Here is a 6,453-nt window from a genome sequence, read left to right as displayed (position 1 = left end):
CCACCACCAACTGATCCACCACGGACACTGGACCATCACCATGACCGACGGCCGGCCCTGGTTCACCCCACCCTGGATCCTCGACCCCGACCGACAACCCCGACCCGGCGGACGACCACACGTCCCCACCTGAGCAGATGGCGAAGCTTGTCCCAGGACAAGCGGTAGCATGCCGCCACCCCGTCGGAGAGGTGGCGCGTGCCCGACCTGAGCCTGGACGCGACGTCGGACACCCCGGTGTACCGGCAGATCGTCGAGCAGATCCGCTCGCTGGTCGACGACGGCGGACTGCCCGCCGGCGAGCGCCTCCCGACCGTGCGCGCGCTCGCCGACAGCCTCGGGGTCAACCGCAACACCGTGTCCAAGGCCTACGCCACGCTGCGCGAGCTCGGCGTCCTCGAGACCCGGGCCGGCGGCGGCACGGCGGTCGCGACCCGCCCACCGCACCGGCCCGACGCGCCCGACCCCCGCCGCGACCTCGCCGACGCCGTCCGCGCCGCCGTGCGCTCCGGCCTCTCGCCCGACGAGGTCCGCGACCTCGCCTTCACCCTCGCCCGCCGGAGCGCGACCCCGGTCCAGGTCGTGTTCGCCGAGTGCAACACGGAGCGCGCGCAGGCGTTCGCGAAGGAGCTGACCGAGCGCCTGCACGCCGAGGTCCGCCCCGGCCTGATCGACGAGCTCGACACCGTCACCGCCGACGGCGACCTCGTCGTCACCACGTTCTTCCACCTCGCCGAGGTCCGCCGCTGGGCGCACCGCGCACGGCGCGACGTCGAGACGGTCGCCGTCGTGGTCGCCCCGCACATCCGCACCCTCGCCCGGGTCGCCGACCTGCCCGAGGGCTCCCGGGTCGGCGTGCGGTACTCGACGCACCACCAGGCCGAGCAGGTCCGGGACTGGTTCCGCGCGGCGGGCCTCGCCGACGTCGTGGTCGTGCCCCACGACGAGGACGTCCCACCCGACCTCGCGGTGCTCGTCGTCCCCAGCGAGGACCCCGGGCTCGGAACCGGCGCCGGTCCGGACACCACGGTCGTCGAGTTCGGCAACGTCCTCGACGAGGGCTCCATCCGCATGGTCGGCGAGGTGATGGACGAGATGAGCACCCGGAACCCCTTGACCTAGGACAAACTCCGGCCCACCCTCGACGACGTGTCGGACTTCAGCGAGCACCTCGTCCGCTACGGCGTCCCCTTCGCGCCGGACCTCGTCGAGCGGGCCGCCGGCTCGCGGGTGACCACCCGCGACGGTGCCGAGGTCCTCGACTTCACCTCGGGCCAGATGAGCTCCGTGCTGGGCCACGCGCACCCCGACGTCGTCGAGACCGTCGCCCGGGCGGTGGCCACCCTCGACCACCTGCACAGCGGCATGCTCAGCCCGCCGCTGCTCGAGTTCGCGTCGGCGCTGGCCGGCACGTTGCCCGGCCCGCTGTCGAAGGTGCTGCTCGTGAGCACCGGGGCGGAGTCCAACGAGGCCGCGCTGAAGATGGCCAAGCTCGCCACCGGCCGCTACGAGATCGTCTCGTTCGACCGCTCGTGGCACGGCATGACCTCGGGCGCCGCCGCGGCGACGTTCTCGGCCGGGCGCCGCGGGTACGGCCCGCCGATCCCCGGCAACCTCGCGCTCCCGACGCCCGACGCCTACCGCTCGCCCTTCCGGCGCGCCGACGGCAGCCACGACTGGGAGACCGAGCTCGACGTCGGCTTCGAGCTGGTCGACCGGCAGTCGGCGGGCAGCCTCGCGGCCTGCATGATCGAGCCGATCCTGTCCTCCGGCGGGATCATCGAGCTGCCGCCCGGCTACCTGGCGCGGCTCCGCGAGAAGTGCGACGAGCGCGGCATGCTGCTCATCCTCGACGAGGCCCAGACCGGCGTCGGGCGCACCGGCACGATGTACGCGTTCGAGCGCGACGGCGTGGCGCCCGACCTGCTGACACTGTCGAAGACGCTCGGGGCGGGGCTGCCGGTCGCCGCCGTCGTGACCTCCCCCGAGATCGAGCAGACGTGCCACGAGCGCGGCTTCCTCTTCTACACGACCCACGTCTCGGACCCGCTCGCCGCGTCGGTCGCGCACACGGTGCTGCGGGTCGTCGCGCGCGACGGGCTGACCGAGCGGGCCCGCGCGCTCGGCGAGGTCATGACCCCGCGGCTGCTCGAGCTCCGCGACCGGTACGAGCAGGTCGGCGACGTCCGCGGACGCGGGCTGCTCCAGGGCATCGAGCTCGTGGCGGACAAGGTGAGCCGCACGCCGAACCTCGCCCTCAACCACGAGCTCACCGCCGAGTGCCTGCGCCGCGGCCTGCACGTCAACATCGTCCAGCTGCCCGGTCTGGGCGGCGTCGTGCGCATGGCGCCGCCGCTGACGATCACCGAGGACGACCTGCACCTCGGCCTCGACATCCTGCGCGACTCCCTGGCGGCGACCGCCGGGAGATGATCACCCGAGGCGGCCGTAGTCGATGATCGCCGGGAAGTCGAGGCCGCGCAGGGTGCCGTAGCCCGGCCCCCAGCCACCGCCGAGGCGGGAGGCGATGAACGCCTCGGCCACGACCGTCGGCGCCTCCCGGACGAGCAGCGCCGCCTGCGTCGCGAGCGCGATCCTGGTGACGAGGTAGCGCGCGGTGTCCTCCGGGTCCGCCACGAGCTCCTCGATCTCGGCGAGGGCGGCGGCGAGCAGCGGGTGCTCGTCCGCGGCGGGGCGGATCTCGTCGATCACGGGCTCGACGGCCTTGGGCTCGCGGGCCAGCACGCGGCCGACGTCCATGACCATCATGTTCGAGGTGCCCTCCCAGATCGCGTTGAGCGGCGCCTCCCGGTAGTAGCGCGGGCAGTCGTGCTCCTCGATGTAGGCGTTGCCGCCGATCGACTGGATGACCTCCTCGGTCACGCCGGCGACGCGGCGGCAGTTCCAGAACTTCGCGACGGGCGTGAGCAGGCGGCTCACGAGGCGCTCGGAGACGTCGTCGTGCGCGTCCTCGGCGCGCGCCACGCGGAAGCCGAGGTGGGCGGCGCCGGCCCACTCGAGGACGAGGTCGGCGAGCACCGGCGCCTGGATCGGCAGCTGGGCGAGCGGCGCCCCGAAGGCGGTGCGGTGGTCGTTGTGGTGCAGCGCCTGCGACAGCGCCGCGCGCATGAGGCCCGCGGAGCCGACCGCGAAGTCCAGTCGCGTGTACTCCGCCGACAACAGGATCGTCCGCACCCCCCGGCCCTCCTCGCCGACGAGGACGGCCTCGGCGTCGTGGTACTCGATCTCCGACGACGCGTTCGCCCGGTTGCCCAGCTTGTCCTTGAGCCGCTTGACCGTGATGCCGTTGAGGCTCCCGTCGGCGCGGCGGCGCGGGATGAACAGGCAGGACACGCCGCCCTCGGTCTGCGCGACGGTGAGGAAGCAGTCCGCCATCGGCACCGACGCGAACCACTTGTGCCCGTTGACCAGGTACGTCTCGCCCGGGCCCCGGCGCCCGACCGGTCGGGCGACGGTGATGTTGGCGCGCAGGTCGGAACCGCCGTGCTTCTCGGTCATGAAGTAGCCGATGGTCCCCGCGGACTTCTCCGTGATCGGGACGTCGGCGGGGTCGTAGCCCTCGACCGCGAGCGCCCGGGCCCACGGCGCGAGCTCCGGCTGGCTGCGCAGGATCGGGATCGACGCGTACGCCATGCCGAGCGGGCACGCGGTGGACCCGTCGATCTGGTTCCACAGGTACGACAGCACGGCCCGCGCCGCGTGCGCGCCCGGCCGGCCGGCGGTCCAGCCAGCGAGTGCACGCCGGAGCCGAAGCCGAGGCTCATCAGCTCGTGGTACGCCGGGTGGAAGTCGACGTCGGCGACCTCGCGGCCGAGCCGGTCGAGCGTGTGCAGCTCCGGGGTGTGGCGCTGCGCGTCGCGCGCGGCCCTGAGGACCCGCGGGTCCCACACCCGCGCCCCGAGCGCCGCCGCGCGGTCCCGGGCCCAGGGCGCGTGGCGCTCGACGACCCCCGCCGCGACCCGGTCCCCGGTGAACGCGTCGGCCCCGGTGAGGTCGGGGACCAGGTTGTCGGGGACGGGGCGCGGGCGGGCGAAGTCGTCGACGAGCGTCATGGTCGTCAGCATCCAGTGCCGACCGCGACACCGGAACCGTCGCCGTGACGCGCGTCCTGCTCCTAGGTTGACGGCGTGGTGGCGGTGACGACCTCCTGGCGGGCGTTCGCCCGGGACCTCGTCCGGCTGCAGGACGCGCGCCTCGACTGGTGGGACGCGGTCCGCGCCGGGACCTGCGCCGGCGGGGTGGTGCTCATCGGGTGGTCGGTCGGCGAGGTGTCCGCCGGGCTGACCGCGAGCATCGGGGCCTTCACCGCGCTGTTCGGCAACGGCCGGCCCTACCGCCACCGGGCGCGGGAGCTGGCGGTGATCGCGCTCGCCTTCGCGCTCGCCGTGACCATCGGCGCCCTCGCGGAGTCGTCGGTGGTGGCCTCGATCCTCGTGGTCGCCGCGATGGCGGTGGTCGCCACCGCGCTCTGCCGGGCCTTCGGCACCGGCCCGCCGGGCGCCTACATGTTCGTGCTGGCCGGGGCGACCGGCACGGCGATCCCCGGCGCGGCCACCGAGCCGACGCGCCTCGGCCTGCTCGTCCTCGCCGGGGGCGCCTTCGCGTGGGTCGCGCACATGGCCGGCGCCCTCGTCGCCCCGCGGGGACCGGAGAAGGCGACGGTCGCGACGGCCGTCACCGCGGTGTCGGGCCTGCTCGACGCGGTGGGCACCGACCGGTACCGGGAGGCGCGCGACCGGGCGGCGCGCGCGATGCACGCCTGCTGGGTGGTGCTCGTGCGCCAGCAGTCCCCCACGGCGCGCCCCGACAGGACGCTCGAGCGGCTGCGCGCGCTCGCCCTCGACCTGCACGGAGTCCTCGCCGAGGGCATCACGGCCCAGGACGAGCGACGCGCGGTCGATCCGGGCGCCGCCGCGCGGCTCCGGACGCTCGCCGGGGCCGTCGCGCACCCGCCGGCCACCCCGCGGTCGGTCGGGAGGATCGACATGCCCCTGGGCGGGCCCGGCGTCGGGCAGACGGCGCGAGACATGCTGGCGCGCGGGTCGCCGTGGCGCGCGGTCCTCGTCCGCGTCGGGATCGCGGCCCTGGTCGCCGGCGCCGTCGGCTCCCTCGCCGGACTCCACAACGCGTACTGGGCGGTGGCCGCCGCGGTGCTCGTCCTGTGCCAGGGCCTGGGCTGGACCGGGACCCTCGAGCGCGGCGCGCTGCGCCTGCTCGGCACGTGGATCGGGCTCGTGCTCGCCGCCGCGGTGCTCGCGCTGCAGCCCTCCGGGGTGTGGCTGGCCGCGACGATCGCCGTGCTGCAGGGCGGGATCCAGCTGACGATGCCGCGCAACTACGGCCTCGGGGTCATCCTCGTGACCCCGACCGCGCTGACGATCGGCACCGCCGGCCACCCCGCCGACCTCGGCGCGCTGCTGCTCGCCCGCGGCGTCGACACCGCCGTCGGCGTGGTGGTCGGCGTCCTCGTGTTCCTGCTGGTCGTGCCCGGGTCCGTGCGCCCGGACCCCGCCGCCCTCATCGCCGCGGCGCTGCGGGACGTCGCCCGCGTCGTCCCGCACCTCGCCGACGCCACCACCGCGAGCCCGGGCGCCCGCGAGGCGCGCCGCGACCTCGCCCAGCGTCAGTTCGCGCTCGCCGACGCCCACCACGTCGACGCCGCGCCCGTCGGCCGGGCCGTGGACACGACGATCTGGTGGCCGGCGCTCGACGCCGCCCGGGCCGTGGTGCACGCGACGCTGGCGGCCTGCTGGTCGGTGGACGCGACCCGCTCGCCCGGGCACGCGGCGACGCCGTTCGTCACCGCCGACCGCGCGGACGCGATCCTCGCCGCGCTGGGCGACCCGGCCGCGGCGCCGGGGGACGGCTTCCTCGCCCCCGAGCTGGAGGCGCTGCGCCGCGCGCTGCCTCAGGTCGCCACGTAGAGCGCGATCACGCCGATCGGCGCGAGGACGTCGAACCAGAAGATGAATCCGGTGTTGCCCGGCGCCCTGTTGTGCTCGCGGACCATCTGGACCACGTGCCCCACGGCCGCGCCCAGGTAGAAGATCGAGAACGCGATGACGGCGGCGAGCTGGAACTGGCGGTCGAACATCGGCGCCATCACCCCGAGGACGCCGATCAGCAGCCCGGCGAGCCCGACCTCCCACTGGAACGGGCTGCCGCGCGGCCAGCCGATGGAGTCCGCGACCGGGTCGGGCATCACGAGGTGCCCGGACCCGACGATGATGGCGTTGACGCCGACGATCCAGGCCAGCGCGTTGAGCAGCGACGCGGCGAGCAGACCCTCGGTGCCGTACTGGGCGATCTGGACGATCTCGGCGACGACGAACCCGGCGATGCCGACGTAGGTCGTCATGCTCAGGAGCCGCAGGACCCAGGGCGGCGGCCCCTCGGTGGTCGCCGTCGTGGGCGGCTCGGTGGTCACCGGCT

The 6,453-nt window shown here is 74.9% G+C and carries 5 protein-coding genes and 1 pseudogene; 3 read left to right on the top strand and 3 right to left on the bottom strand.

Annotation, left to right across the window (positions count from 1 at the left end; all coding sequences use genetic code 11):
- Positions 1-198 precede the first annotated feature (198 nt).
- Together ACFPK1_RS32875 and ACFPK1_RS32870 are read left to right on the top strand one after the other, a co-directional pair.
- Positions 199-1,122: a GntR family transcriptional regulator gene (locus ACFPK1_RS32875; protein ID WP_378025140.1), complete on the top strand. Its 924-nt coding sequence runs from the start codon at positions 199-201 to the stop codon at positions 1,120-1,122.
- A gap of 27 nt (positions 1,123-1,149) precedes the next feature.
- Positions 1,150-2,433, top strand: coding sequence for an aspartate aminotransferase family protein (locus tag ACFPK1_RS32870; RefSeq protein ID WP_378025139.1), 1,284 nt, complete (start codon positions 1,150-1,152; stop codon positions 2,431-2,433).
- On the opposite strand, the gene ACFPK1_RS32865 is transcribed toward ACFPK1_RS32870, so the two are convergent.
- Positions 2,434-3,519, bottom strand: a complete 1,086-nt coding sequence (locus tag ACFPK1_RS32865; RefSeq protein ID WP_378025141.1) for an acyl-CoA dehydrogenase family protein — start codon at positions 3,517-3,519, stop codon at positions 2,434-2,436.
- 108 nt (positions 3,520-3,627) lie between these two features.
- A pseudogene (locus ACFPK1_RS32860) lies at positions 3,628-4,073 on the bottom strand (hypothetical protein); the annotation flags it as partial.
- 75 nt (positions 4,074-4,148) lie between these two features.
- Here ACFPK1_RS32860 and ACFPK1_RS32855 point away from each other — a divergent pair.
- The gene (locus ACFPK1_RS32855; RefSeq protein WP_378025138.1) at positions 4,149-5,945 is read left to right on the top strand and encodes an FUSC family protein; all 1,797 of its coding nucleotides are present in this window, start codon (positions 4,149-4,151) and stop codon (positions 5,943-5,945) included.
- On the opposite strand, the gene ACFPK1_RS32850 is transcribed toward ACFPK1_RS32855, so the two are convergent.
- A complete protein-coding gene (locus ACFPK1_RS32850) occupies positions 5,930-6,448 on the bottom strand; it encodes a DUF6790 family protein (RefSeq protein ID WP_378025137.1) in 519 nt (172 codons plus the stop codon). The genes ACFPK1_RS32855 and ACFPK1_RS32850 overlap by 16 nt on opposite strands.
- Between the last annotated feature and the right edge of the window lie 5 nt (positions 6,449-6,453).

This window comes from Actinomycetospora rhizophila (assembly GCF_042657905.1).
GTDB classification, from domain to species: domain Bacteria; phylum Actinomycetota; class Actinomycetes; order Mycobacteriales; family Pseudonocardiaceae; genus Actinomycetospora; species Actinomycetospora rhizophila.
The sequence above is the reverse complement of the archived record's forward strand: the minus strand, read 5'-3'. Positions and strand labels throughout refer to the sequence as shown.

What these genes read in the sequence shown, in the direction of transcription:
- ACFPK1_RS32865 (WP_378025141.1), bottom strand. Translation starts at nt 3,519, where the DNA reads ATGACCGAGAAGCACGGCGGTTCCGACCTGCGCGCCAACATCACCGTC.